Origin of the sequence: Cupriavidus sp. KK10 (assembly GCF_018223725.1) — a bacterium.
Lineage (GTDB): Bacteria > Pseudomonadota > Gammaproteobacteria > Burkholderiales > Burkholderiaceae > Cupriavidus > Cupriavidus necator.
In genome coordinates, this window is record NZ_CP073677.1 from 3281574 (window position 1) to 3305851 (window position 24278).

Annotated in this window: 19 protein-coding genes and 2 pseudogenes; 10 read left to right on the top strand and 11 right to left on the bottom strand. The window is 67.2% G+C overall.

Annotation, left to right across the window (positions count from 1 at the left end; genetic code table 11):
- Together KB879_RS15465 and KB879_RS15470 are read right to left on the bottom strand one after the other, a co-directional pair.
- Nucleotides 1-1359, bottom strand: a complete 1359-nt coding sequence (locus KB879_RS15465; RefSeq protein WP_211982018.1) for a cytochrome c oxidase subunit II — start codon at nt 1357-1359, stop codon at nt 1-3.
- A gap of 265 nt (nt 1360-1624) precedes the next feature.
- Nucleotides 1625-2128, bottom strand: coding sequence for a hypothetical protein (locus KB879_RS15470; protein ID WP_211982020.1), 504 nt, complete (start codon nt 2126-2128; stop codon nt 1625-1627).
- Nucleotides 2129-2411: 283 nt separating this feature from the next.
- Here KB879_RS15470 and KB879_RS15475 point away from each other — a divergent pair, with 283 nt between their 5' ends.
- Both KB879_RS15475 and KB879_RS15480 read left to right on the top strand, forming a co-directional pair.
- Entirely contained in the window at nt 2412-2591 is a 180-nt protein-coding gene (locus KB879_RS15475; RefSeq protein WP_041228702.1) for a hypothetical protein, read from the top strand.
- 43 nt (nt 2592-2634) lie between these two features.
- On the top strand, nt 2635-2799 hold the full coding sequence (locus KB879_RS15480) for a hypothetical protein (protein ID WP_010811070.1): 165 nt from the start codon (nt 2635-2637) through the stop codon (nt 2797-2799).
- A 55-nt stretch (nt 2800-2854) separates the two neighbouring features.
- Here the strand turns inward: KB879_RS15480 and KB879_RS15485 are convergent, their stop codons facing one another.
- Entirely contained in the window at nt 2855-3871 is a 1017-nt protein-coding gene (locus KB879_RS15485) for a LysR family transcriptional regulator (protein WP_211982022.1), read from the bottom strand.
- 131 nt (nt 3872-4002) lie between these two features.
- On the opposite strand from KB879_RS15485, the gene KB879_RS15490 reads away from it, so the two are divergent.
- Genes KB879_RS15490 through KB879_RS15500 form a run of 3 tightly spaced genes read left to right on the top strand, consistent with a single transcriptional unit; the run spans nt 4003 to nt 7610 of the window.
- On the top strand, nt 4003-5313 hold the full coding sequence (locus KB879_RS15490; protein ID WP_013953650.1) for an MFS transporter: 1311 nt from the start codon (nt 4003-4005) through the stop codon (nt 5311-5313).
- A 27-nt stretch (nt 5314-5340) separates the two neighbouring features.
- Entirely contained in the window at nt 5341-6372 is a 1032-nt protein-coding gene (locus KB879_RS15495; RefSeq protein ID WP_013953651.1) for a histone deacetylase family protein, read from the top strand.
- Nucleotides 6369-7610: a Zn-dependent hydrolase gene (locus tag KB879_RS15500; RefSeq protein ID WP_153953352.1), complete on the top strand. Its 1242-nt coding sequence runs from the start codon at nt 6369-6371 to the stop codon at nt 7608-7610. Before KB879_RS15495 ends, KB879_RS15500 begins: the two co-directional genes overlap by 4 nt.
- Before the next feature lie 39 nt (nt 7611-7649).
- On the opposite strand, the gene KB879_RS15505 is transcribed toward KB879_RS15500, so the two are convergent.
- Nucleotides 7650-7847 (bottom strand): rubredoxin, encoded by a 198-nt coding sequence (locus KB879_RS15505; protein WP_011617624.1) that lies wholly within the window; start codon nt 7845-7847, stop codon nt 7650-7652.
- A gap of 523 nt (nt 7848-8370) precedes the next feature.
- On the opposite strand from KB879_RS15505, the gene KB879_RS15510 reads away from it, so the two are divergent.
- On the top strand, nt 8371-10620 hold the full coding sequence (locus tag KB879_RS15510) for a TonB-dependent siderophore receptor (protein WP_211982025.1): 2250 nt from the start codon (nt 8371-8373) through the stop codon (nt 10618-10620).
- A gap of 50 nt (nt 10621-10670) precedes the next feature.
- Nucleotides 10671-11357 carry a Fe2+-dependent dioxygenase gene (locus tag KB879_RS15515; protein WP_153953350.1) on the top strand — a complete coding sequence of 229 codons (687 nt, stop codon included), beginning with the start codon at nt 10671-10673 and terminating at the stop codon, nt 11355-11357.
- A 79-nt stretch (nt 11358-11436) separates the two neighbouring features.
- Here KB879_RS15515 and KB879_RS15520 read toward each other — a convergent pair whose 3' ends face one another.
- Nucleotides 11437-15435, bottom strand: coding sequence for a DUF748 domain-containing protein (locus KB879_RS15520; protein WP_211982027.1), 3999 nt, complete (start codon nt 15433-15435; stop codon nt 11437-11439).
- A gap of 271 nt (nt 15436-15706) precedes the next feature.
- Here KB879_RS15520 and KB879_RS15525 point away from each other — a divergent pair, with 271 nt between their 5' ends.
- Nucleotides 15707-17020 (top strand): MFS transporter, encoded by a 1314-nt coding sequence (locus KB879_RS15525; RefSeq protein WP_211982029.1) that lies wholly within the window; start codon nt 15707-15709, stop codon nt 17018-17020.
- 82 nt (nt 17021-17102) lie between these two features.
- Here the strand turns inward: KB879_RS15525 and KB879_RS15530 are convergent, their stop codons facing one another.
- Nucleotides 17103-18191 (bottom strand): PHB depolymerase family esterase, encoded by a 1089-nt coding sequence (locus tag KB879_RS15530; protein WP_211982032.1) that lies wholly within the window; start codon nt 18189-18191, stop codon nt 17103-17105.
- 241 nt (nt 18192-18432) lie between these two features.
- Between KB879_RS15530 and KB879_RS15535 the strand changes: the two genes are divergently transcribed.
- The gene (locus KB879_RS15535; RefSeq protein WP_211982034.1) at nt 18433-19212 is read left to right on the top strand and encodes a Crp/Fnr family transcriptional regulator; all 780 of its coding nucleotides are present in this window, start codon (nt 18433-18435) and stop codon (nt 19210-19212) included.
- 25 nt (nt 19213-19237) lie between these two features.
- Here KB879_RS15535 and KB879_RS40390 read toward each other — a convergent pair whose 3' ends face one another.
- The 5 genes and pseudogenes from KB879_RS40390 to KB879_RS15555 all read right to left on the bottom strand — a co-directional run bounded on the left by KB879_RS40390 (nt 19238) and on the right by KB879_RS15555 (nt 22224).
- A complete protein-coding gene (locus tag KB879_RS40390) occupies nt 19238-19501 on the bottom strand; it encodes a DUF2950 family protein (RefSeq protein WP_371827407.1) in 264 nt (87 codons plus the stop codon).
- A gap of 40 nt (nt 19502-19541) precedes the next feature.
- Nucleotides 19542-20006, bottom strand: a pseudogene (locus KB879_RS40395) (DUF2950 family protein); the annotation flags it as partial.
- 100 nt (nt 20007-20106) lie between these two features.
- Nucleotides 20107-21440: pseudogene (locus KB879_RS15545) on the bottom strand (DUF3300 domain-containing protein).
- A gap of 49 nt (nt 21441-21489) precedes the next feature.
- Nucleotides 21490-21864: a hypothetical protein gene (locus tag KB879_RS15550; RefSeq protein WP_041228703.1), complete on the bottom strand. Its 375-nt coding sequence runs from the start codon at nt 21862-21864 to the stop codon at nt 21490-21492.
- 69 nt (nt 21865-21933) lie between these two features.
- Nucleotides 21934-22224, bottom strand: a complete 291-nt coding sequence (locus KB879_RS15555; RefSeq protein ID WP_013953661.1) for a transposase — start codon at nt 22222-22224, stop codon at nt 21934-21936.
- 831 nt (nt 22225-23055) lie between these two features.
- On the opposite strand from KB879_RS15555, the gene KB879_RS15560 reads away from it, so the two are divergent.
- Nucleotides 23056-24021, top strand: a complete 966-nt coding sequence (locus KB879_RS15560; protein WP_013953662.1) for a LysR family transcriptional regulator — start codon at nt 23056-23058, stop codon at nt 24019-24021.
- The last annotated feature ends 257 nt before the right edge of the window (nt 24022-24278 follow it).

Here is a 24278-nt window from a genome sequence, read left to right on the forward strand (position 1 = left end):
TCACTTCCTGGCGGGCGCGGGCGCCGCCGAGGGCGGCACGGCCACGGCCGTCGAAGTCGTATAGGTGCCGGACGCAGCCCCGGGCGTGGCAGCGGGTGCCCCGGAGCCAGCGGTTGCCGTGGTAGCGGCGCTGGTCGCGGCGGCCGGGCCGGCGGGCACCTCCGCGGGAGCGACCGGCGCAACGGTTCCCGCCTCGGCCGCGCCGCTGCCGGCCGACTTGATATAGGCGGTCAGCGCCGCGACCTCGTCCTCGCTCATCGGCAACTTCGGCATCACCGGCCCGAAGCCTTTGACCAGGCGCGCATGCGGGTCGGTGATCTCCTTGTGCAGGAAGGCATCGTCCACCTTGGCGCTGCTGCCGTCGGCAAAGGTCTCGGTCTTGCCGTACAGGCCCTTCCAGGTCGGCCCCACACCCGGATTGCCGTCGATGCTGTGGCAGCCGACGCAGCCCTTGCTCTGCGCCAGCGCGCGGCCCTTCTCGACGGTGCCGGCGTCGCCCGCTGCGCCCGGTGCGGCAGCGGCCATTGCCGCCGGCGGTGCCGCGGCCTTCGCCAGCGTCATGGCAAAGGTCTGCTGCTTCGCCAGCCATGCCTCGTACGCAGCCGGTTCTTCCACCACCACCGTGCCGCGCATGTTGTAGTGCCCCACGCCGCACAGCTGCGCGCACAGGACGTCGAAGCGGCCCGTCTGCGTCGGCGTGAACCAGAACGACGTCACCATGCCCGGCACCATGTTCATGCGCGCGCGGAACGGCGGCACATAGAAATCATGCAGCACGTCCTTGGAGCGCAACAGCACCTTGACCGGCTTGTTCAGCGGCAGGTGCACCTCCGGGCCGACGATCACGATATTGTCCAGGCCGCGCGGATCGTCGGGGTCCAGGCCGAGCGGATTCGCACCGGTGACAAAGCGCGGATCGGAAGCACCCAGCTGGCCGCTCTTGCCCGGAAAGCGGAAGGCCCAGGACCACTGCTGCCCCACCACTTCCATCACCATCGCGTCGCGCGGCGGGCGCACGTAGTCGGCGTAGACGAACAGGCCCGGCGCCAGCAATGCCACCACGCCCAGCGTGGTGCCCCCGATCAGCCACAGTTCAAGCTTGCTGTTCTCCGGGTGGTAGGACGCGCGGTGGCCGGTGCCGCCATTGGGGTGCGGCGCCTCATGCCGGTAGCGCCAGACGATGTAGCCGACAAACAGGTTGATGCCAATAAAGAAAATGCCGGTGATGACCAGGGTAATGGTCAGCGTGTCGTCCATCTGCTTCCAGTTGGACGCCAGCGGAGTCGCCCACCACGGGCTCAGGAAATGGAAGAGCACCGAAGCGACGACCATGACTACGAGTGCGATGGCCAACGCCATATCCACCCTCCTACTCGCGCGCGGCGAGGGATGTGCAAGTCACGCAGGTAGACATAAGACTAGTGCATGCCGTCAGGTCACTGCAAGGCGACATGCCAATGCATTGGTGTCGCACTGCACAAGCGCGCAGGGCGGGAAAAAGCGGCGGCGGGAACCCCTGGTTCCGGCCGCCGCAGACCTTGCGCGCGTATCCGCCCAGAGGCTGGCGCGCGCAATGCAACCGTCATGTGCGGGCGCCTCACCGCGCCCTGCCCCGATGCGATTGTCAGTGCGATACGTCCTTGCTCTCCAGCTTCCAGTAGCACGCCGCCGCGGCCATCCCGAAAATCAGGTGCCCGATAAACGTATGCCACCCACGCACCTCGACAAACCAGTGGAAGGCCCGCGTCATCACATAGAAATTGAAGAAATACACCACCAGGCCGAATACGGCACCCGCCAGCATTGCCATGCCCAGGCTCGAATCCAGCGTGAATGGCGCGATGATGGCCGCCAGGATCATGCCCAGCAGGGCACCCAGCACGAAATGGATCACCAGCGCCGCGGCCACGGTGCCGACGGTGAACGTTGCGCTCTGCAGCACGCTCTGGCCCATCAGGATCCCGGCGATCATGCGCGTGGCTACCCACGGGTTCACGCCCGACACCATCGACGACCAGAACAGCTCCAGCACCAGCAGCAACGCCCCGGCCGCCAGCCCCGAGACCGCTGCCGCGGTCCAGTCCGGCTGCCGCCGCACGTAGTGGTGCGATTGCATGTGAAGTTCCATAGCCACCTCCGTCTCTCTCGGTCTGCGGGGCATTGGACTGGAATGGGAACGGGGCCCCGCGTCTCTGATCAGCATAGGACACGTGTTTCCCGCTTCGGGGTTCGCATGGCGAAAAACGTGGGGCATGCGTACGCAGCGCAACGCCTGAACGGGCCTATGTGCGCGCATCGGTACCTGGGTGGCATCCACACCGCCCGGGCTCGGGACAATACCGATGCACGCAGCCGTGCATCGGGCACACACTGCCTATACTGGAATCACAAAAGAGAGACAGGAGACCACCATGCACTTCACCGCGCATGATCTTGTATTCCTGATTCCGATGGCGCTGGTAGGCGTGATCGCCATGGGTTCGATCCCGGTGACCGCCAAATTCCTGCGCATCAGTTGCCGCACCATGGGCGCCCTGATCGGCGCGCTGGTTGCGGTGTTGGTGCTAGAGGCATTACCGCTGCTGATCTGACCCCCAGAGGTCGGGCAGACGGTTTTTGGGGAGGAGGGCCGTTATGTCGATCGGCCTGCTCGCTGCCGTCATGGCGGCGCTGCTGTTCATTACCGTCCTGCGGGCCATCTGGCGCTGCAGCCATCCGTACCGGATGCGCTACCGGCGCTGCGCTGCGCAACGGCAACGCGCGGGGCTGTGCCGGCATACGCTGCGACGGCACGGCTAGCAGTAGCACGACCCCGCTTGCACCTTCCCCGGTACGCGAACCGGGCAATCGCCCGTCACGCCGTCGGCGCGCGCAACGCCGCCAGCGGCGCGTTCACTGACTCTCCCAGCCGCTCCATCAGCGAATAGCGCGCCACGTAGTGCCGAAAGTGCTCGAGGAACGCCGCCTCGGCCGGCGTCTGGCGCCGCTCCGGATTCCACAGCAGGTACATGTCGATATCGGCCACGCCCTCTTCGGGCGGCAGGCGCCACAGCCGTTGCTGGGCGACATCGTCGGCAACGATATGTTCCGGCAGGCAGCCAATGCCATAGCCCGCGAACACCAGGCGCCGGATTTCATCGAGGCTGGGCGAGGTCGCGACGATGCGGCCCGAAAAACCGTGCTGGTCGCGGAAAACGGCCAGTGGCGCCAGCACGTCGCCAAGCTGGTCGCTGCTGAACGACACGAAATTCTCGGCCAGCAGGTCGGCAATGGCCAGCCCGGTGCGCCCGAACAGCCGGTGATGGCGCCCGCAGAAGATGGCGTAGCGCTGGCGCAGGAACAGCATGTGCTCAAGCCCGTCGCCCGACTGCCGGCCCAACTGCCGGTACAGGCTCAGGCCCACGCCGGCAGCCTTCTGCGCGAGCGCGTCTGCGATCTCGGTGCTGCGCATCACGTCCACCTGCAGCGTGACGCGCGGATGCTGCCGATGGAACGCGGCCAGGCATTCGTCATAGACGCCGGAATGGATCCGGCTCACGGTCAGCAGCCGCAGCAGGCCGCTGACTTCATCCTGCTGCTCCGCCAGTTCCGCCCCCAGCCGCGCCACGCTGCCATAGACATCGGTGGCGATGCGCAGCACCTCTTCGCCGGCCCGGGTCAGGCGGAAATTGCTGCCGCGCCGCTCGATCAGCGTGTGTCCCAGATGCTCTTCGAGCCGGCGCAAGGCCAGGCTCACCGCCGGCTGGGTGATATGCAGCCGCACCGCGGCGCGGCTCAGGCTGCGCTCGTGGACGATGGTCAGGAATGTGCGCAGCAGGTTCCAGTCGAGCCGGTCGGTCAGCAGGGCCCGGTCCAGGGCAGAACGCTCCATCACGCCACCGTATAAATTCAGATTATATGAAAAATAAATATTAGAAATTTGACTGATGTTTGTCAACGGGCGATAACTCCTCCCACAGCTGCCCCTGATGCAGCGGCACAAACATAGTGAGGAGCCAGTCCATGCAAGTGTCCCCTTCCGGCACGCGCCAGCCCGTGCGCGCCGCCACGGCCGCCTTTGTCGGCACCATGATCGAGTGGTACGACTTCTACATCTACGCTACCGCCGCCGCGCTGGTGTTCGGCCCGCTGTTCTTCCCCGGCGGCGACCCCTTCCTGAGCACGCTGGCGTCATTCGGCACCTTCGCGGTCGGGTTCTTTGCCCGTCCGCTCGGCGGCATCGTGTTCGGCCACTGGGGCGACCGCATCGGCCGCAAGAAGGCGCTGATGACCACGCTCATGATGATGGGCGTGGCCACCATCGGCATCGGCCTGCTGCCGACCTACGCCACCGCGGGCGCCATCGCGCCGGTGCTGCTGGTGCTGCTGCGCGTGGTGCAGGGCATCGCCGTGGGCGGCGAATGGGGCGGCGCGGTGCTGATGGCGGGCGAGCATGCCCCCAAGGGCCGCCGCACCTTCTTCGCCTCGTTCGCGCAGCTCGGCAGCCCGGCCGGCCTGATCCTGTCGCTGCTGGCTTTCCGCGCGGTGACATCGATGGAGCACGACGTGTTCATGGACTGGGGCTGGCGCCTGCCATTCCTGGCCAGCGCGGCGCTGCTGCTGGTGGGCGTGGCGATCCGGCTGGGCGTGAACGAATCGCCCGAGTTCGCGCAGGTGCAGGCGCAGCGCAAGACCGCCAGGCTGCCGATTGCCGAAGTCTGGCGCACGGCCCGCGTGCCGGTGCTGCTGTGCATCGGCGCCAATACCATCGGCATTGCCGGGGTGTACTTCACCAACACTTTCATGATTGCGTACACCACGCAATACCTGTCGCTGTCCAGGACGCTGATTCTCGACTGCCTGTTCGCCGTGGCCATCATCCAGTTCCTGGCGCAGCCGCTGGCCGCCTGGCTGGCCGAGAAGCTTGGCGGCGCGCGCTTCCTCAAGCTGGCCGCGCTGCTGGCCATGGCTTCCCCCTATCCGATGTTCCTGCTGGTGCAGACGCGCCAGGCGCCGGCCATCGTGCTCGGCATCGCGCTGGCGGTGGTGTGCATGGCGAGCTTCTATTCGGTGATCGCGGGCTTTGTCAGCGGTGTCTTCGAAACGCGCGTGCGCTACTCGGCGATCTCGTTGTCCTACCAGGTCTGCGGCGCGGTGGCGGGCGGGCTGACACCGCTGGTGGGGACCATCCTCGCGCAGCGCTTCCAGGGCCAATGGTGGCCGCTGGCGGTGTTCTACACCTTGCTGGCCGGCGTGTCGCTGCTGTGCATCGCCAGCATCGATGCACGCCAGCGCCAGCAACCACAACCCGCCGCGCAAGCCGCGCAGGCCTGACGCCTTTCCACGGACATTGCCAACCCCATGCTGACGTTTTTCCATCCCGAGCAATTGCTGCACCATCCGCAGAGTTACTACTCGCGCGGCAAGATGCGCTCGCCGCAGGAGCTGCCCGCGCGGGCACAGCGGCTGGTGCAGGCGGCAGAGGCGCTTGGCTTCGCGCTCCACGCCCCCGCTGACCACGGCCTCGCGCCGCTCGCCGCCGTGCACGACCAGCCTTACCTGCAGTTCCTGCAGGACGCCCATGCCAGCTGGCGCGAGCTGCCGGAGGACTGGGGCGACGAGGTCATGTCCAATATCTTCGTGCGCGAGCCCAACGCCCTGCGCGGCGTGCTGGCGCAGGCCGCGCGCTATCTCGCCGACGGCAGCTGCCCGGTGGGCCTGAACACCTGGCGCTCGGCCTACTGGTCGGCGCAGAGCGCGGTGGCCGGCGCCCTGGCGCTGCTGGACGGCGAACGCAGCGCCTACGCCTTGTGCCGGCCGCCGGGCCATCATGCCCGGCGCGACGCGGCGGGCGGCTTCTGCTACCTGAACAATGCCGCGATCGCCGCCCAGGCCCTGCGCGCGCGCTTTGGCCGCGTGGCCATCCTCGATACCGACATGCACCACGGCCAGGGCATCCAGGAGATCTTCTACGACCGGGCCGATGTGCTCTACGTGTCGATCCACGGCGACCCGACCAATTCCTATCCGGTGGTCGCGGGCTTCGACGATGAGCACGGCCGCGGCGCAGGCGCCGGCCACAACCTCAACCTGCCGATGCCGCACCGTTCGCCCGAGTCAGTCTTCTTCGACAAGCTGGACACGGCGCGCGGCGCCATCGAACGCTTCCAGGCAGACGCGCTGGTGCTGTCGCTTGGCTTCGACATCTACCGCGAGGATCCGCAGTCGCTGGTGGACGTGTCCACCGAAGGCTTCGGCCGCCTCGGCCGCGCCGTTGCCTCACTTGGCCTGCCCACGCTGATCGTGCAGGAAGGCGGCTACCACCTCGATTCGCTCGCCGCCAATGCAAAGGCCTTCTTCGGCGGCATCCAACAGTCAGGAACGGGCGCATGAACGCAATCACGATCAATGGCGAACGCCTGTGGCAAGCGCTGATGGACCTGGCGCAGGTCGGCGCCACGCCCAGGGGCGGCAATGCGCGCCTGGCCCTGACCGCGCTGGACGGGCAGGCGCGCGACCTCGTCACCGGCTGGATGCGAGAGGCCGGCCTGACCGTGCGCATCGACCGCGTGGGCAATATCTTCGGGCGCCGGGCGGGCTGCAACGACGCGCTTGCCCCGGTGACGACCGGCAGCCATATCGACACCCAGCCCACCGGCGGCAAGTTCGACGGATGCTATGGCGTCATGGCCGGACTGGAAGTCATGCGCACGCTCAATGACCACGGCGTGACCACCGAGGCGCCGCTGGAACTGGCGATCTGGACCAATGAGGAAGGCGCGCGCTTCGTGCCGGTGATGATGGGATCGGGCGTGTTCGCCGGCGTTTTCCCGGAGGCCACCGCGTTGGCGGCAGCGGACAACGCCGGCAAGTCCGTTGCCGGCGAACTCGCGGCGATCGGCTATGCGGGCACCGCCCCGGTCGGCCACAAGGTTGGCGCGTACTTCGAGGCGCATATCGAGCAAGGCCCGATCCTCGAGGCCGAGGACAAGGTCATCGGCGTGGTGACAGGGTCGCTTGGCCTGCGCTGGTATGACGTCACGGTGACTGGCATGGAGGCGCATGCCGGCCCCACCCCCATGCCGCTGCGCCGGGACGCCCTGCATGGCGCGTCGTTCCTGTTCCAGGAAGTGACGAAGATCGCGAATGACTTTGCCCCCGATGGGCGGGGGACGGTCGGGGTGGTCAATGTCCACCCGTCTTCACGCAACGTCATCCCGGGGCGAGTGCAGTTCAGCGTCGACCTTCGCCATCTCGATGGCGGCCAGCTTGACCGGATGGAAGCAAGGCTGCGCGCGGCGTGCGCGGCGCTGGCCAGCGGCAGCACGACAGGTGCCGCGCTGGCGGTGGAAGTCGAAGCGATCCAGCGCTTCGAGCCGACGCCCTTCGCGCCCGAGCTTGTGGCGCATGTCCGGCAGGCGGCCGCGGCGCGTGGCTACCGGCATTGGGACATCGTTACCGGCGCGGGCCACGACGCGGTCTACCTGGCCAGGGTGGCGCCGACGGCAATGATCTTCGTGCCGTGCAAGGACGGCATCAGCCACAACGAGATCGAGGACGCCAGGCCCGAGCATCTCGAGGCGGGCGCCAATGTGCTGCTTGCTGCCATGCTGGCGCAAGCCCAGGGCTGAGCCTGGAAGGATCAGCCGGACAGGGAAGTGCCTGCGGCGTTACAGCTCGATCATGGCGAATTCGGCCTTGCCGACGTCGCATTCCGGGCAGCGCCAGTCCTCGGGGATGTCTTCCCAGCGCGTGCCGGGGGCGATGCCGTCTTCCGGCCAACCCTGTTCTTCGTCGTAGACCCAGCCGCAGATCACGCACACCCAGGTCTTGTAGGCGACGGCGGCTTCCAGTTGATCCTGCTGCAAAACACACTCCTGAATCGGCTATGGAACGGATTGTCCGGGCCGAATCATACCGGTTTTCGCGGCCTTGATTGCTGCGCCGCCGCGCGGTGCGCCGCCGGCTAGTCAGCCCGAGAATTGTCCACGATCCGGAAATCCGCCCTGAGCGGGTGTTTCCCGAAGCCACCGCTTATTTTCTTCAGTCGTTATTTCCGGTTTGCGAGCAAATGTATGGTCGCTGTTTCGCGCCGGGATCGTTTTTGCGCCGCCGCAGGCTCTCTCAGCATACGGGACCTATTTAAAAATACCTAATAGCGCACTTAATATTGCCAATGTCTATTACTACATACATTGATCCAGAGTCTGAATTGTCTGTGTCGGCAACACAACGCGAATTGCAACAACAATCATTCGTATTTATATTTCGACTCGCCCAGAGGAAGACCCCATTTTGACCCCTTTCGCGCAACACCGGCCCAGGCATATTCGTGCGTGGCGGCGTAGGACGGCTGGGCCCCGACCGCAGGGGTAGACCAAGACCATAACCATGAATCGCCGCACCCGCATTGCCACCGCGCTGCTCGCGCTGTGCGCCACGCCCGCCGCCACTCTCGCCCAGCAAGCTCCCGCACCTTCAACCACCACCACGCAGATAAAGCCGGCCGCCACGCTGCCGGCAGTGGTGGTCAACGGCGAGGCCTCCCGCGGCGATTTCAACGCCGGCAAGGCGTCACTGAGCAAGCTGCCGGCCGACCTGCGCGACGTGCCGCAGTCGGTCACCGTGGTGAACAAGGCGCTGATGGAATCGCAGGGCGTCAGCTCGCTGGCCGATGCGCTGCGCAACGTGCCGGGTATCACTATCGGCGGTGCCGAAGGCGGCCAGATCGGCAACAACATCAACCTGAACGGCTTCTCGGCGCGGACCGACATTTACCTGGACGGCTTCCGCGACCGCGGCCAGTACTATCGCGATACCTTCGCACTCGAGCAGGTCGAGGTGCTGATGGGGCCGTCGTCGATGCTGTTCGGCCGCGGCTCTACCGGCGGCGTGATCAACCAGGTCAGCAAGAAGCCGACGCTGAAGGCCGCCACCGAGGTGACCGGCTCGGTCACCACCAACGGCCTGGTGCGCGCCACCGCCGACTACAACACGCCCACGGGCGACACCTCGGCGTTCCGCATATCGGCCATGGCGCAGGACGGCAAGCCGAGCACGCGCGACGAGATGACGGTGCGGGACTTTGGCATCGCGCCGTCGTGGCGCACCGGCATCGGCACCTCGACCGAGATCACGCTGTCGGCGCTGCTGCAGCATAACCGCGACATGCCGGACTATGGCTTCTCGAACCTGAACGGCCATCCGACCAATGTCGACCGCAATACCTTCTACGGCTTCACCGACGACCGCACCATCCAGGACATCGCGTCGCTCAACGCCGGCATCACGCACAAGTTCTCGCCCAACCTGCGGCTGCGCAACCAGACGCAGTTCAACTACGTTGAGACCGATGCCCGGGAGACCGCGCCCAACTCGGTTGGCTCGGTCGGCGCCAGGGGCTTCACGCCGCTCACCACCAGCACGCTGCCGCTGGACCAGCTCTTTGTTCGCCTGCAGAGCCATGACCGCAAGATCCGTGACTACTCGATCTTCAACCAGACCGAACTGACCGCCAGCTTCGACACGGGCCCGGTCAAACACACGCTGCTGGTGGGGGCCGAAGTGGGCCACGACGGCTACAACAACCAGAACTACTATCGCAACGGCAGCTGCAACGGCGTGGCGCTGAACCCGGCCGCCACTGCGACCGCCGCGGCTGGCACCTCCGGTTTCGTGGCCTGCGAGCCGCTGGTCAATCCGGCCTACACCGCGTCGCCGGCCAGCGTGCCCACCAGCACCGGCAACCTGCAGGGCGGCTCGGCCAATACGCTGGCGGCCTACCTGAACGACTCGATCGAGTTCAGCAAGCAATGGAAGGCGGTGGCGGGCGTGCGCTACGACCGCTACATGGCCAGCATCACCAACTCGGTCAACTCGACCAACACCCTGGGCAACACCGCACTGGCCAATGCCGAGCAGACGGTCAACTTCACCAGCGTGCGCCTGGGCGGCATCTGGCAGCCTACCGAGGCGCAGTCCTACTACGTGTCGTACGGCACCTCGTTCAACCCATCGCTGGAGCAGCTGACCGGCACCGTGGGCCAGCAGAGCCTGGACCCCGAAAAGAACAAGTCCTATGAAGCGGGCGGCAAGTGGGACCTGCTTGGCGGCGACCTGTCGCTGACGTCGGCAATCTTCCAGATCACCAAGGACAACGCCCGCAGCCAGATCGACGCCACCACCTATGCGCTGAGCGGCAAGATCCGCGTCAACGGCTTCCGCGCGGGCGCCACCGGACGCATCACCAGCCGCTGGCAGGTGTTTGCCGGCTACACCTACCTGGATGCCGAGATCGTCAACGGCATTGCCGCCAACACCACCGGCAAGGTGCCGACCAACACGCCCAAGCACACCACCACCGCCTGGACCAGCTACGCCTTCCTGCCCAACTGGGAAATCGGCGGCGGTGCCTTCTATATGTCGGAACGCTTTGCCAACAATACCAACACCGTCCAGGTGGGCAGCTTCGTGCGCTGGGACGGCATGCTGGCCTACCACCAGCCGAAGTACGATGTGCGGCTGAATCTGTTCAATATCTTCGACAAGAAGTATTACGATGCGCTGATTCAGTCCGACGGCGGGCGGTCCGTACCCGGCACCGGCCGCACGGCGATGCTTTCGTTCACCTACCGGATGTAACCCGCGGCTGGCGGCCCCCTGGTGCCGCCGGTCGTGGCGCCAGGAGCCCCATGCTAGTCGTCATCCCCAAAGTTCTCAGCGCCGAACAGGTCGGCGCCCTGCGCCAGCGCCTGGAGCAGGCCGGCGAGGCCTGGGTGGACGGGCGCGTCACCGCCGGTTACTCGGGTGCGCCGGTCAAGTTCAACCAGCAGATCGACGAACGCTCGGAAGTGGCACGGGAGTGCCAGCAGCTGATCCTGTCGATGCTGGAGCGCAATCCGCTGTTTATCAGCGCGGCGCTACCCAACATCGTCTATCCGCCGATGTTCAACCGCTACAGCGAAGGAATGACCTTCGGCGCCCATGTGGACGGCAGCGTGCGCATCCATCCGTACGACGGGCGCAAGCTGCGCACCGACATCTCGGCCACCCTGTTCCTGTCGGAGCTGGACAGCTACGACGGTGGCGAGTTGCAGGTGCAGGACACCTACGGTGCCCATTCGGTCAGGCTGGAGGCCGGCGACATGGTCGTCTATCCCGCCACCAGCCTGCACCAGGTCACCCCGATCACGCGCGGCGTGCGGCTGGCCAGCTTCTTCTGGATCCAGAGCCTGGTGCGGGACGATGCCCGGCGTGCGATGCTGTTCGATATGGACAATGCGATCCAGACCTTGAACCAGACCGGCGCCGATGAGGGCGCCCGGAGGACGCTGGTGGGGTGCTATCACAATCTGCTGAGGCAGTGGGGCGAAACGTGAGATCGGGGCGCCTCGCGGTGTGATGGCATGACACGCCCGCCATGCGGCGGGCGGCCTTGCAAATCGTCTCCCCCGGCGTCTACCCGCGGATGGAGAAGTCCACGCGGTTGGGCGCGCCCTTGTCCTTGATGCCCTCGGCGCTGAGCTTGGGCGCGGTCAGGAACAGCCGGCTTTCCGGCACCTTGCCCTCGCGTTCAAGCGACTGCTTGACCACCAGTGCGCGTTGCTCGGCCAGGCGCTTCAGGTCGGCCTCGGTGACCGTGGAGTTGGCCATCAGCAACTTTTCCATTTCCTCGGGCGGCAGGGATTTAGTGAAGCCGACGAAATTGCGCGGCTTCTTCATGGAAGTGCGCTTGTAGACCTGCTCCAGGTACTTCGGGTATTCCTGTTTCGAGACCTTGATCTCGGCGCCCTGCTCGCCGGCTTCGTCGTTGCCGGCCTCGCCGCCCGCCTGTGCGCTGTCGCGCTGGTCGCGCCGCTTCTGCTCGGCCACGCGCGCATCCAGCCACGCGCGGCGCGCGCCGGCCTCGTCGGTGGCCGGGTCGATGCGGCCGCTGATTTCCAGCCGCAGCGACGGCCTGTCATTGAGCGCCTGGCCCAGCTTGGCGATCTTGTCCTTGGCCGCCGGCGTCAGCGTCGCGGTGCCGGGCGCGAACTCGACGTAGCCCAGTTCCTCGCCCCCGCCGCCGCCAAAGGCCGAGGCGATCAGCGAGAACGGCGACGTGATCGCCTTGGTCAGCAGGTTGACGATCACGCGCACGATCACGCCGCCGATGCTGAACTCCGGATCCGACAGCGAGCCCGACACCGGCAGGTTCACGTCGATCACGCCGTTGCGGTCCTTCAGCAGCGACACCGCCAGCAGCACCGGCAGCTTGGTCGCATCCGGGCTGTCGACGCGCTCGCCGAAGGTGAGCTGGTCCAGGAACAGGTGGTTGCTCGCATCGAGCTTGCCGTTCTCGATCTTGTAGGCCACGTCCACCGTCAGCTTGCCCTTGGTGATCGGGTAGCCGGCGTACTTGGCCGCATAGGGCGTGAGCCGGGTCAGTTCCACGCCCGAGGCCTTGGCGGCAATGTCCAGGAACAGCTGCTCACCCAGCGGATTGAGCTTGCCGCTGATATTGACCGGCGCATCGTCGTCGATGCGGCCATCCAGCACCAGGTCGGCCGGGGTGGGGTCGCCCGACGACACCTTGGACACCTTGCCCTTCATGCCGGTCAGGTTGGCCGAGTAGTTGGGCTTGACGAAGAAGTCCGAGAAATTGATGTTGCCCTTCTCGAGCGAGACCCCGCCGATGCGCACCTGCGGCTTGGGCCCGCCCGGCTTCTGCTCCACCTGGGCCGTGCGCGTATCGCCGACCTGCACCGGCGGCGTTGCCGGCGCCGATGCCGGGCTGGCCTGCGTCAGGCTGGTGGACGGCGCTGCCTCGCCCTTCGCGGCGCCGCCGGCCATCACGTCCTGCAGGTTCAGGCGGCCGTTGGCGTTCAGGATCACGCGGGCATAGAAGTCAGACAGCGCGACATTGCCCAGGCTCACGCGCATCGGCCCCTTGCTCTCGTCCATGGCAAAGTCGATGCCCGACACCGCCAGCGAGCGCCAGCGCAGGAAGTCGTCGCCGCTGATACGGTCGACCGTGCGCACGTTGCCGGATAGCACGTTGCCAGCGAATTGCGCCGCGATGGGCTTGCCTGTGGGCGCGTCGACATTGAGCTTGCCCTTGACCGTCAGCGTGCCGCTGCGCAGCGCGGCATTGAAGCGGTCGGCCAGGTAGGGCTGCAGCGGGCGCATTTCCACCTCGCGCAGGTCCAGTTGCAGGCGGCTGGCCGGGACGGTCGGCAGCACCGAACCGTCCACGCCGATCACGCCGCGCTGGCCTGACTCCGCATGCAGCCTGACCGGTACCGCCGCCGGCGTCAGCGGCCAGGCGATGGCGCCGGTGGCGAGCGCGATATTGCGGAACTCGTGGATCACCGGGCGGCCGCGGTTGGCCTCGGCTGGCTGGTAGTCCGCCAGGCGCGCGCTGCCGCCGTCAACAGTGACCTTGCCGATGTTGGCCTTCCAGCCGCCGGGGGCTGGCGCGCCGCTGGCGGTGGCTGCGGCCGGTGCGGCCTGGCGCGGCGTGGCGCGCGCCTGCTGTGCCGATTCCGTGGCCCACAGTCGCGCCATCTCGATCAGCTGGCCGTGGTAGTCGCGCGTGGCGGCGATCTGCGGCTGCGCCAGCGTGACCTGGCTGGTGGCGAAGGTCTGTTTGGCGAGGTCGAACTGGATATCTTCCAGCACCAGCTTTTCCGCACGCAGCAGCGGCAGGTTGGCGCCTTCGCGGTCGGCGGCGGCGCGCTCGCGTTCGCGGCGGCTGGCGCGGGGGCCAGCGTTGCCGTTGGCAGTGGCCCGCTCCTGCGCGTCAGCGCCGGCGCGGGCGGCCGCGGATACCGGCATCGTCACCGGCTCGCGCGTCGCGACATAGAGCGGCGCCAGCTCCAGCCGCGACTTTTCCAGCACGAACTGGAACTGCGGCGTGGCCCACGCCATGCGGTAGTGCAGCTCGGCATTGACCGCGGTCTCGCCGAACTGGCTGCGCAGCTCGCGCGGCCACCACGCGGCAAACCCTTGCGGGCGCAGGCCGGTGGTTTCCAGCGTGCCGGCCAGCGTGCCGTCGCGCAGCAACAGGTCGCCGGTGTGGTGCAGCGTCTGGCCGTCGGCCACGGTCAGCGTGGCGTCGATGCGGGCCGGCTTGTCCCCTTCCGTGCCGGCAAAACCCTTGACCTCGGCATCGAGCGGGCCGAGCGCAAGCTTGCCCTGGCCCGACGGCGCCAGCGCGTCCTCAAACCCCAGCCTGGCCTGCTTCACGACGATGCGGTCGACCGCATAGCGCCACGGCACGTCCTTGGCTGCCGTGGCCGGCGGCGCCGCGGGCGTTGCCTGGGCGCCTGACGCCGCGACGGGCGCGGATGCCGGTGTCGGTGCCGGCGCCACACCATCGGTGGACTTGCTGACCGCCTGCGGCAGGAACGCCGTGGCCAGGTTCAGCGAGCCATCCGCGCGCCGTGCGGCTTCCACGCCGAGCCCTTCAATCTCCACGCTGCGCAGCTGCGCGCGGTGGGCCAGCGGCTCGAGCTTGCCGATATCCACTGCCAGGCGGCCGCTCTTGACCAGCGGCTGGCCGGCGCGCGTGACGACCTCGGCATCGCGCAGCGCGGCCGTGCCCATCACCAGCATCTCCTGCGTGTCCTTCTGCTGGCGGAAGGCCACGGTCAGGCGCGTGTCGAGCTTGCCGGACTTGACCTCGGCATCGCGCAGCGGCGGCGCGAACGCCATCAGCCGCGCGACCTCCAGGCCGTCAAGGTTGACGTTGAGCCGGGTCTGGCGCGAATCGGCAAACGGCAGCACCTCGCCATCGAGCGCCAGCGGCGTGCCGTTGACCTGTGCGCTCAGCGTGGGCCGCGTCACGATCTCGACGTCATGCGGCAGGTTCGACAGGAACGGCAGGGTCAGCGTCAGGTTGTCGACGCGCAGGCTGGAACCGAGCTGCTTGTCGTCATAGCTGAAGCTGGTGCCGGTGACCGCGATGTTGTTGACCGAGAAGCGCGCGGGCTTGGCATCGGGCGGCTTGGGCGGCAGGGCCGCAAGCTTGTCCTGGACATCGGCAAAGCTCATGCGGCCGTCGGCGCCGCGCAGCACGTGCACGGCCAGCCGGTCGACATGCAGGTTGTCCACCACCGGCGCCAGGTGCCAGACCGAGGCCAGCGAAGTATTGGCCTCGGCCTCGCCCAGCGTCAGCGCGGGGGTCTTGCCGTCGCGCTCATAGATAGTGAGGTCCGTCAGCGTGGCCGCCAGCTCGAACGGGCGCACGTGGGCCTTGCCCAGCGTGACCTTGCGCCCCAGCGCCTCGGTCGCGTTCTTTTCAATCAGGTATTTGAGCAGCGGCGGGCCGCCAAAATACCCCGCCAGCCCGAACACCGCGAGCGCCGCGACCACGCCGCTGGCGACGCGCGTCGCCAGCCGGCCGCGTGGCGTGGCAGCCACTGCCTGGATGGATTGCTTGAAAGCCATGTCGTTCCAGAAGATCTGACCCCGCATTCCGATGCTGCACGATGGTTTGTGCCCCGGATTTCACATTTTTCGACATTATGGCAACGGTTTCGGACAAAGCAAAGAAATCAGAATTGCCCCCTCAACGCCGCATAGGCCGATCTGGTATCTTTACGTCCTTTGCGAAGCGTTTCGTCGCAAGCCTGCGGCTTACCCGCCACATCGTGCCTGCCTCCCCTGCGCTGTACCCACCGGCCACACCCATCACGTATTCCGTGCTGCGCGCTTCGCATGCGATCTCTTCCATGCGAGTCCATTCATGTCTACCACCAGCAGTACCGCCGTGGGTGTCGGCGGCGCGCCGCGAGCCAGCGCGCGCCCGCTGACCGGCCAGGATTACAAGACCCTTGCCCTTGCCGCGCTTGGCGGCGCCCTTGAGTTCTACGACTTCATCATCTTCGTTTTTTTCGCGACGGTCATCGGGCAGCTGTTCTTCCCGCCGTCGGTGCCGGACTGGCTGCGCCAGTTGCAGACCTTCGGCATTTTCGCGGCCGGCTACCTGGCCCGGCCGCTGGGCGGCATCATCATGGCGCACTTCGGCGACCTGCTCGGCCGCAAGAAGATGTTCACCCTGTCGATCCTGCTGATGTCGGTGCCCACGCTGCTGATGGGCCTGATGCCCACCTACCAGTCGATCGGCCTGGCCGCGCCGGTGCTGCTGCTGGTACTGCGCATTCTGCAAGGCGCGGCCGTCGGCGGCGAAGTGCCCGGCGCCTGGGTGTTCGTCTCGGAGCACGTGCCGGCGCGCCATGTCGGCTATGCCTGCGGCACGCTGACCGCGGGGCTGACTGCCGGCATCCTGCTGGGTTCGCTGGTCGCCACCGGCATCAACAGCGTCTTCACCCCGGCCGAACTGGCCGACCACGGCTGGCGCGTGCCGTTCCTGATCGGCGGCGTGTTCGGCATCGCCTCGATGTACCTGCGGCGCTGGCTGCATGAGACCCCGGTCTTCGCCGAACTGCAGCAGCGCAAGGCGCTGGCCGCGGAAATGCCGCTGAAGTCGGTGGTGCGCAACCACCGCGGCAGCGTCGCGGTGTCGATGCTGCTGACCTGGATGCTGTCGGCCGGCATCGTGGTGGTGATCCTGATGACGCCCACCTTCCTGCAGAAGCTGTACGGCTTTGACGCGCGCACGGCACTGGTCGCCAACAGCGTTGCCACGCTGTGCCTGACGGTCGGCTGCGTCGTCTCCGGCGCGCTGGCCGACCGCATCGGCGCGCGCCGCACGCTGTTCTTCGGCGGCCTGCTGCTGGCCATCTGCGCCTACGCGTTCTACACAACCATCTTCACCCGCCCCGACCTGCTGCTGCCGCTCTATGCGCTGGCCGGCTTCCTGGTCGGCACCATCGGCGCGGTGCCGTTCGTGCTGGTCAATGCATTCCCGGCGCAGGTGCGCTTCTCGGGCCTGTCATTCTCGTACAACGTGTCGTATGCGATCTTCGGCGGGCTGACGCCGATGGTCGTCACGCTGATGCTGAAGCAGGATCCGCTGGCGCCGGCCCACTACGTGGTCGCCCTGTGCGTGCTGGGCATGGTGACCGCGCTGTTCGTCAAGGACCGCTCGCGCGGGTGACGCTGCTGCTGCAATGAAAAAGGGAGGGCAGGCGCCCTCCCTTTTTTCATGCGCGCTTCTTGCGCATTGGTGCCGCCGGACTTCAGCGCCGGTGCTGGCTGAAGAACTGCCACATCATCGAGCTGGCATCCGGGCCGATATCGCTGTGGTAGCCATAGCTGGCGTCCCCACCGCTCCAGGCGTGGCCCAGGCCCTCCACTTCCACCAGCGTCACCAGGTCGCGGCGCCAGCGGCCGAAGCGGTATTCATGGGACCGGCCCGGCGCTTCGTCATCCGGGTTGGACCGCTCGGGCGTACCGGCGAGCCGGTCTTCCAGGCCGTTGTAGGCCAGGAACTGCCGCGCCAGCAGACGGCCGTTGACCGGATGCACGGCATCGTCGGCCAGGCCGTGGATCACCAGCGCGGGCATCTCGGGACCGCCCGGCGTCACGCCGGCGGCATCCAGCAGCCATGACGGCTCGGCGGCCGAGCCTTGCTGCATCGCCCGCAGGCCGGCGCGCGGGTTGTCGGCCGCGCCGATGACCACGCCGGAATGCAGGGCCGCGGCCGCCACCTTGCCCGGGTAGCGCAACGCCACCAGCGCGGCCATGGCCGCGCCGGCGGACATGCCGGCCAGGTAGATCTCGCGCTCGCGTACGTCGTGGCGCGCGGCCAGCGTATCGATCAGCGCGGCCACCGCCTGCGCCTCGCGTCCGCCCTCGGCGGCACCCAGGTCGAACCACTGCCAGCAGCGCTGCACCTGGCGCCGCAAGGGTTGTTGCGGGTAGGCCACGATAAATCCCTCGCGCTCGGCCAGCGCATTCATGCGGGTGCCGGCCGACAGGTCATCCGGCGTCTGGCGGCAGCCATGCAGCACTACCACCACCGGCAACGGGCCGCGATGGGCCTTGGACGGTATGTAGAGGTGATACGAGAGTTGCGGCACCAGTTCGCCGGGCAGCGGCGCCAGGCGCAGCCTGTGCGCCTGCCAGGTACCGGGCAGGGAATCCGGCGCGGGTGCCGGCCGGGCGGGCCGGACTTTGCCCGGCGGGCCAGCAGGGCGAGCCGGTGTGAGCGGATTCAGCGAATCCATGCGGCCCAGCCAGGACTTCACCTGGGCTTCTGTGCGGGCTTGCGCGCGGCTCAGTCGCCGGATCTGCGCATGCCAGTCAGCGGCGAGGCTTTTGGTCATGAGGACTCCTGGTCGTGTGACGGAATCTCCCCCCTATGCCTTTATTGTTGCGTTGCAGCATACCATAATCAGCCTTACGTCCACCGGCGTGCCCCCGTCGTTATGGCACAAACGCAACGCGCCTCGCCCCCGCGATGCGAAATTTCTAAATTAGCAATACGAAAGAATGCAGATCGCAGCGAGATGGCTTGCGTTGCCGGCGTCTTATACTTGGCCATCGCCACCGGAGGACAATGACACCATGCCGGACAGCGGCGCCCCAGCCTGCCTGCTCTGCCTCTTTCGCCACGTTTGCCATAGCGCGGGGGCGCAAGCTCCCCTGTCGCACGCACCGGTGGCGCTGCAGCCGCAGCGGGTGGAAGTGCGCACCGGCGAGCATGTTTTCCGCCAGGGGCGCCCTGCGCTGACGGTCTACCCCCTGCGCCATGGCAGCGCCAAGCAGGTCTATGAATCGCCGCTGGGCTGGCGGCAGGTAACGGGTTTTTCGCTGCCCGGCGATGTGCTGGGGCTTGAGCCGCATGAAGGCCCGCTCCACGGGACCGCCGCCATCGCGCTGCAGGACTCGGTGGTTTGTGCTGTATCGGTCGAGTCCCTGCGCGCGCTCATGCAGGCCGCCCCATTCCGTGAAACGGTGCTGGACGCGATGCGCCGCAATGCCGAGCGCGAACGCGTGCTGCTGGTGGCAGTGGGATCGATGAGGGCGCCGCAGCGCCTGGCCATGCTGCTGCTCGACCTGGCCGGCGAGCAGGCGCGCCGCGACGGCAACCGCGACGGCGCGCTGACGCTGGCCATGTCGCGCACCGACATCGCCAGCCTGCTCGGGCTGACCCTGGAAACGGTGTCGCGGCTGCTGTCGCGCTTTGCCTCGGTCGGGCTGATCTCGGTGCGCCAGCGGCACCTGCGCATCATCGACCGCGACGGGCTGGCCTCGGTCTATGCCGACCTGGATCCGGCCCCGCGCCAGGCGGCGGCCAGATCAGACGCCTACGGCGCGGAGTTCGGCGAACCTCGGCTGGCCTAGACGGCTGGCCGGGGCGCAAGAGGGCTCAGTGGTCCGCCACGAGCTGCCAGCCGGCCGGCGAAAAACTGCGGATAGTCCTGGCGCGCGATGCCGTGCTGGACCCGAGGTCGCGCTCATAGAACACGCGGTCGCTGCCGAGCATGAAGGTGTGCACGCCGGTATCGCCATAGCGGGCCGGCCATGCAATCAGGCCGTACTTGGCGTCGCTGCCCTTGGCCGGTGGCAGGATCCGGTAGTGGTAGCCGTAGAAGGCGTCTGCGGCTGCGTATCCGGGCCACGGCCAGCGCATCGGGACCGATCGGGCTGGCGTCCTGCTCGCTGGCCGCGGGCCAGTACAGGCCGTTGGTCTTGCCCGGCGCGCTGATCAGCTGGGTGGCGTAGCGCCCCTGCCCCACCTGCTCTGCGTAGCGCTGCTGGGCATCGGCCAGCTGCAGCAGCGTTTCCATCGTCACCAGTTCATTGCGCCCGAGCCGGCGGCGGCGCACTTCCTGCTGGCCGGCGCGCAGGTCGAACTGCCAGCCGTCCTTCTGCTTCGCCAGCGGCACGAGGAAGGTCCATCCGCTCTGCCCGACCTCGATCAGCGCGCGGCGCTCGCCATCGGGCTGTACGGCATGGTGGCGCGCCCAGGCGCCAAGGAATTCATAGACATCGTCCCGGTCGATGGCGCCCTGCGGCACCAGCGACTGGTATTGCTTGCCCAGCACGCGCTGCAGGGCGTCGCCGTCGCTGCGCGCGATGGCATCGCCCAGCGCCTCGGCGGCCGCGTCAGGACCCGGGAACACCTGCTGGGCCATCGCCGGCAGGCCCAGGGACAGGGCGACGGCCGCCACCAGCGTGCGCAGCGCGCGCTCCGGCTGCAGCAGAGAATGGGTTATCGGTCAGGCGCATCATGACTTACCGACCATGGCCGAAATGTTCACCGCCGCCGCCCAGTCCACCACCCTGGCGCCCGCCGCCGTTCTGGTGGAACCCGCCTGGGCGCGCATGCGGCGCTTCCCGCTGCGGCGTTGCCGCGTGCTGGGTCTGCTGGCGCACGCGGTCGCCGTTGCCGGCACCGCGCAGCGCGCTGTCCCGGTTGGCATTGCGGGCACGGTCGCGGGCCTGGGCCTGGTCTGCGCGCTGGCGGTCGGCACTTGCCGGCCGCGGATTCTGCACGCCACCGCCGGCCGCACCGGGCCGCGAGCGCTCTGCCGCCCCGCCCGCATGGCCCGCATGGCCCGGGATGGATTGTCCGGTACGGCCCTCGAAGGACTGCGCGGCGCGCTCACGCGCCTGGTCGCGCTGGGAAGGCTGGCGCTGCACCCCGCCGCCAGCAGGCCCCACGCGCTGGCCGGCTTGCGCACCCTGCTGGCGGCTGGCGAGGCCAGACTGGCGCTGCTGGTCATAGCGACCGCGCACCGCCGCATTGTTGTAGGGCACGTTGCCGCGGTTGGCGGGGTTGTGCTGCCAGTTCACGTTGGCACGATTGACGTCCAGGCGCTGGTTGACGTTGATGTTGTTGTAGCGGTTCACATTGATGTTGACGTCATGGCTATTCCAGTTGAACCCGCCCCACATCGCATCGACCGCCGCCACGCCAAGCCCGAAGCCGATGCCCGTTACCAGTGCCGTGGCAAACACGGAGCCGGGCGGCGGCGGGTAGTACGCCGGCGGATACGCGGGGTACGCCCAGGTGCCGTAGACCGTGGTCGGGTTGTAGGCCGGCACGTAGACCACTTGCGGATTGGCCGGCTCGATCTGCACGATCGTGGTGCCGCCGGTGGTCTGCGTCACGACCTTCTGCTGCTCGGTCGTCTTCAGCGTGCCCGCGTTCGCGCCTGCACCCGCAGCCGCTGCACCGAATCCATCACGTCGTTGGGCTGGGCCAGGAAAGCGTCGCCGACCGACTGCACCGACTGCGGCTGGCGGCCCATCATGTCGAGCACGGACGGAAACGCGGCCAGCGACTGCACGCTGGGGTCCCAGGCCTGGCTGGCGACTGCCTTGGTCGCAGCATCGCCAGACAGGCTGGGATTCGCCTTGGACCATTGCGCCGCAGCCGCGACATCGGCCGGAAAGGCGGCCGCCATCAGCACCTGCGACAGCAGCGCATCGGGATACAGCGCAATCGGCGCGGTCAGCTGGTCAAGCTGGGCATTGCTCAGTTTGGACTGCGCCATCGCTGGCCCGTGCGGCGCCATCAGCATCAGTGCCAGGCACCATGCGAAGAGGTGTTTGAAACAGTGCATGTAGGCTCTCCACAAGTACGCAGGTGACGGCCTGCTGCCGGGGGGCGCCTCAGCGACGCTGCTGCGCGCACTCCTGGCGATACGCCTCTTCCAGGCGCTTGCGATCTGCCTGCCGTTCCAGTGTCGGATAGGTGCGCCCGTCGGCAGTGGCTACCGACGACTTGCCGGTGGACCACTGCGGCCCGCCGGGCAGCGCGTTGATCTGGTCCAGCAATGACTGGCAGTGCTGCCGCTGCGACGCGGACAGCGTGCCATCAGGTCCTTCCACCACGGCCGTGGCTTCGTCCAGCATCCGTGGCGGCGGCGGGGCCACCATCGGGGTGCCGGCGGCCGCGGCCGCCGATGCAGCACTGGCCGCCCACGCCGGGACAGCCACCATGGCGGCGCATGCCAGCACGCCCGCCTTGATCAGAAACTTCGTCAAACCAATACTCCAGAACCCTCCGCGGTATGTGGAACCGACACCGCGGCGCATTGCAGGAACCGTCCGCCGCTAGCGATCCTTGCCTGTGCCATTGCGGCGGCCGGTACGGTTGCGCATCAGCTCAAGCTTGAGCAGCGCATCCGCAAGCATACTCTTCAGCCGGGCATTCTCTTCCTGCAGCTCGCGCAACTTGCGGCCGTCACGTGCATCCCCCTGGCTGGGCTGGCCATAACGGGCACGCCATCCGTAGAACGAAGCATCGCTGAAACCATAGCGCGCGCACAGCTCGCGCACTGGCACGCCACTGGCCGCCTCGGCCAGGTAGCTGCGGATCTGCTCTTCCGAATACCGTCTGTTCACGAATCTCTCCGCATCACAACAGCGGGCCTCAAGCGGCGCCAGCCGCGCCGCCAACCGTGCCGACTCTGGCCCTACGTTAGCCCAGGGCCGCGCCAAAAGGCAATTCAGTGTCTTCGCTGCGCGAGTTAAGAAAATTATCTCTGCGCAAGCTGCTGCGTGCGCTGGCGCGCATTGCCAAATTTCGTTAAGCCAATTTGGAATCTAGTTAGACCATTGGCGCTGCGCATCGCGGAAACGGAAATGCCGGCCCCCATATCACATGAGCATGACGGCCTTCTGCACGGCGGTGGTCGTGCATGAATCGGCCCGCAACCTCGATTTCAAGCCATGTATTGATGTACGGACAAAGACGTGCTAAAGAAAATTAGAAGACTGCCCTCAATTCAAGTTTCTATGACTTTCGCTGAGCATGTATTAAGATTCCTCGGCACAACTAAATTTCGCACGCCTTCGCGCGGCGCCCTGGCGGCGCCGGCAGAAGAGCGGCCAGGCAGCCCGCACCACCCTGACGTTGTACGGTGCGCATTCCACGCTGCCAACATGTACCGGGCCTGAAGGATCGAGTCGTCACTGCGCCATTTGTCGACGCAAGTCGGACATTTAGGAGTCGTGCCATGCGTTTTCGCAGCATCCTGCCCGGGCCTTTGCCCGCCTGGTTTTCATCCGGACATGCCCGCATTGCTCGCCGTGCATGCCGTTTGCGCCTGTCCCAGTCAGGGACCGGATCATTGCCCTGACACCTGGCCGCTCTTGCGCCCCATGCGCAGTGCAGTACGCGTCGGACAAGCAAAAAAACAGCGAAAACAAAGTCGTGGATCGGGAGAAGTCGGAATGCGTCACGTCAGCACGAAGTTGTTGCATGTCTTTGTCCTCGTCATGGAATACCGGGACCTCAGCGCCGTTGCAGCCTGCACGCAGGGACGCGTGCCCACGGTGGCCTACAGCCTCGCGCGCTTGCGCGAAATCACCGGCGATCCGCTGTTCGTCAAGCGCAACGGGATGCTCGAACCCACTCCGCACGCCCTGCGCCTGGAGCAGACGGCGCGGCAGATCCTGGCCAAATGGAACCAACTGGTGCGCCCCGGCGAGCCTGGCCTGAGCAAGCGCCGTGACGACGGCAGGCGCGTCTCGATCGGCTTTTCATCGTCGATCGGCGACCCGGTCATCACCGAGATCCTGACGGCACTGTGCGAGCAGTTTCCGCAAGACAGCTTTGTCACGCGTCCGGTGATTGCCGACGCCGCGCTTGCCGGCCATCTCGGCAGCGGCGAACTGGACTGCGCCTTCGTCGTCGACAGCGGCCACGATCCCGAATGCGTGCGCCAGCACAACATCATGGCCACGCCGCGCCGGCTGGTCAGCGCCACGCGCGGCGGCAGCCATGACGAAGGCGAAAGCGAAAGCGACTGGATCCTGCTGCAGGAAGACTGCGAGGCCGGCAGCCCGCTGCGGACCTTCCTGAGCCGCCAGGCCAGCACCCCGGGGCATCGCGAGACCGTGGTCCCGTCATGGCATACCCAGATCACGCTGCTGCATTCGGCCGGGGGCATCTGCCCGGTGCTGGACTTCAACGTGCCGCTGGTCACGCGCGAGCGCTCGACGCGCCTGCTAGCACCGCCAAGCAGCTTCCCGGAATGGGCCGCACTGCATTTCTGGGCACCGGAGCGCAGCGGCGACAAGGGCGTGCTGCGCGACATCATGGACGTCGGCAGCGCCGTGCTGCGCGACCCGCTCAAGGCCATCGACGGCCGCCGCAACGGGCGCCCCGCAGCCCACGCGCAGCCCGCGCCGGCCTGACGCAACTCCCGCAGCACCGGCGTCCGGAAGGCGCTGGCAGCCGCATGGCGCCAGCGCCTTTTTCTTTGGCCTCGCAGCAGCGGCGGCGTCTTTATTGCAGTCTTGAGACATTTTTCCGAGCGCTGACCTTGCGCTACACTCGCGCGACTTTGGCCCGCTCAGGCCGATGCGCCATGGCGGCGCTTTGCGAATCCTCCTAGTTTCGCCAGGCCGCGCTGCCGATATCCTGCAATGGCATTGCAGCGGTCCGGCCGTCT

What these genes read in the sequence shown, in the direction of transcription:
- KB879_RS15465 (WP_211982018.1), bottom strand. Translation starts at nt 1,359, where the DNA reads ATGGCGTTGGCCATCGCACTCGTAGTCATGGTCGTCGCTTCGGTGCTC.
- KB879_RS15470 (WP_211982020.1), bottom strand. Translation starts at nt 2,128, where the DNA reads ATGGAACTTCACATGCAATCGCACCACTACGTGCGGCGGCAGCCGGAC.
- KB879_RS15475 (WP_041228702.1), top strand. Translation starts at nt 2,412, where the DNA reads ATGCACTTCACCGCGCATGATCTTGTATTCCTGATTCCGATGGCGCTG.
- KB879_RS15480 (WP_010811070.1), top strand. Translation starts at nt 2,635, where the DNA reads ATGTCGATCGGCCTGCTCGCTGCCGTCATGGCGGCGCTGCTGTTCATT.
- KB879_RS15485 (WP_211982022.1), bottom strand. Translation starts at nt 3,871, where the DNA reads ATGGAGCGTTCTGCCCTGGACCGGGCCCTGCTGACCGACCGGCTCGAC.
- KB879_RS15490 (WP_013953650.1), top strand. Translation starts at nt 4,003, where the DNA reads ATGCAAGTGTCCCCTTCCGGCACGCGCCAGCCCGTGCGCGCCGCCACG.
- KB879_RS15495 (WP_013953651.1), top strand. Translation starts at nt 5,341, where the DNA reads ATGCTGACGTTTTTCCATCCCGAGCAATTGCTGCACCATCCGCAGAGT.
- KB879_RS15500 (WP_153953352.1), top strand. Translation starts at nt 6,369, where the DNA reads ATGAACGCAATCACGATCAATGGCGAACGCCTGTGGCAAGCGCTGATG.
- KB879_RS15510 (WP_211982025.1), top strand. Translation starts at nt 8,371, where the DNA reads ATGAATCGCCGCACCCGCATTGCCACCGCGCTGCTCGCGCTGTGCGCC.
- KB879_RS15515 (WP_153953350.1), top strand. Translation starts at nt 10,671, where the DNA reads ATGCTAGTCGTCATCCCCAAAGTTCTCAGCGCCGAACAGGTCGGCGCC.
- KB879_RS15520 (WP_211982027.1), bottom strand. Translation starts at nt 15,435, where the DNA reads ATGCGGGGTCAGATCTTCTGGAACGACATGGCTTTCAAGCAATCCATC.
- KB879_RS15525 (WP_211982029.1), top strand. Translation starts at nt 15,707, where the DNA reads ATGTCTACCACCAGCAGTACCGCCGTGGGTGTCGGCGGCGCGCCGCGA.
- KB879_RS15530 (WP_211982032.1), bottom strand. Translation starts at nt 18,191, where the DNA reads ATGACCAAAAGCCTCGCCGCTGACTGGCATGCGCAGATCCGGCGACTG.
- KB879_RS15535 (WP_211982034.1), top strand. Translation starts at nt 18,433, where the DNA reads ATGCCGGACAGCGGCGCCCCAGCCTGCCTGCTCTGCCTCTTTCGCCAC.
- KB879_RS40390 (WP_371827407.1), bottom strand. Translation starts at nt 19,501, where the DNA reads ATGCGCTGGCCGTGGCCCGGATACGCAGCCGCAGACGCCTTCTACGGC.
- KB879_RS15560 (WP_013953662.1), top strand. Translation starts at nt 23,056, where the DNA reads ATGCGTCACGTCAGCACGAAGTTGTTGCATGTCTTTGTCCTCGTCATG.